General features: G+C 77.9%; 1 protein-coding gene. It reads right to left on the minus strand.

What is annotated here, in order from left to right; translation table 11 throughout:
* Positions 1-1,270 (minus strand): MraY family glycosyltransferase (locus JS521_RS27950; RefSeq protein WP_205085740.1); only part of this gene is annotated, 1,270 nt, incomplete at its 3' end.
* Positions 1,271-1,439 lie beyond the last annotated feature (169 nt).

Raw genomic sequence — 1,439 nt, forward strand, 5'->3', positions numbered from 1 at the left:
CGACAGGCCGCCGGGGGCGGGGGGGGGGGGGGCACCCACAGGGCGGGGGCGGCACGGTGGGGTGGCCCCCGGCGGTCCTGGCGGCGCCCTTGGACGCGCCCTTGCCGGAGGCGGAGCCCGTACCGCCCGGTGCGGAGGCCGCGGCGGGAATCGCGGCACCGGCGGTGGACGCCGCGGCGTGCCGAGCGGCGGCCGTACGGGCCGGGGCCGCGCCGGACGGGACCCTACGGGACGACGTCGTACGGAAGGAGCCCGGGCTGGACGCGGCCGGGCGCGACGGAGCATACGCCGGAACCCTCAGCAGGGCGAACACCGCGGCCGCCGTCCCCGCCAGCGGCAGGAGAAGGAGTGCGGGGTGCAGCAGCTGTGCGTGGACCAGCGTCCCTGTGGCCACGGGCACCCCCGCCCAAAGAGCCATCAGGACGGCCGCGCCCGGCACGGTGACACGGACCCGGCGCAGGCGGTGCGCGATGTGGTCGTCCGTGTCGCGCAGCGGGGAACGCGCCGCGCGGCGGCGGGAGATCAGGACCAGGGCGGTGTCGGCGAGGGCCACCGTGGCCAGGACCGGCAGCGCGGCCCACGCGGCGCGGCCCGAAGGGGCGGCCGCCTGGATCAGCGCGCCGGAGGCCGCCAGGACGAATCCGGTGAACTGCGCACCGCACGCGCCGAGCTGGAGGCGTGCGGGGTGCCAGTTGTGGAGCAGGAAGCCGGCGAGGCCCGCCGCCAGGGTCGCCGGAAGGAGGGCGAGGGCGAGGTTGCCGCCGACGACGGCGCACGCGAGCAGCCCGGTGGCGGTGACCACGCCGACCGCGGTCAACACCCCGTCGACGTGGTCGAGCAGGGCGAACGCGTTGGTGACGAGGACGATCCAGAGCACGGTCAGGACGCCCGCCGCCGGTGACATCCCGGAGAGGCAGACGACGAGGACCGCGGCGGCCGTCTGAACGGCGAGCCGCAGGGCGACCCACAGCGGCTTCAGGTCGTGGACGAGACCGAGGACGGCCACCGTCCCGGCTCCGGCGAGCAGCCCCGCCACGGAGCCCGCCGCGTCGTCCGCCGCGCCGAGCCACAGGGCCGTGCCGGCCGCCGCGCCGACGCCGAGCACGGCCGTCGCACCGCCCGTCCTGCGCAGTGCTTCGGCGCGTGGCGCCCGCCCGCCCGGTTCGTCCGGGACGTGGGGGCGGAGCACCACGCGGCGGGCGCTCTTGGCGAGTGCGACCGTGATGAACAGCGCGGCCACACCGGAGGCGATGATCCCCAGCACGTTCACCTGCCCTGCCTTTCCTCGTTCGTGACCTGCGGCGCGGGATGCCGGGCGGCCGGTGGAACGGCGGCCGCCCCGCCCCCCCCCGGGGGGGGGGGGGGGGGGCCCGGCCCCCCCCCCGGGGGGGGGGTGGCCCCCCCACCGGGCGGGGGGGCAAAAAAAACCGAAAAAAAAA

It is taken from the genome of Streptomyces durocortorensis (genome assembly GCF_016901035.1).
Lineage (GTDB): Bacteria > Actinomycetota > Actinomycetes > Streptomycetales > Streptomycetaceae > Streptomyces > Streptomyces durocortorensis.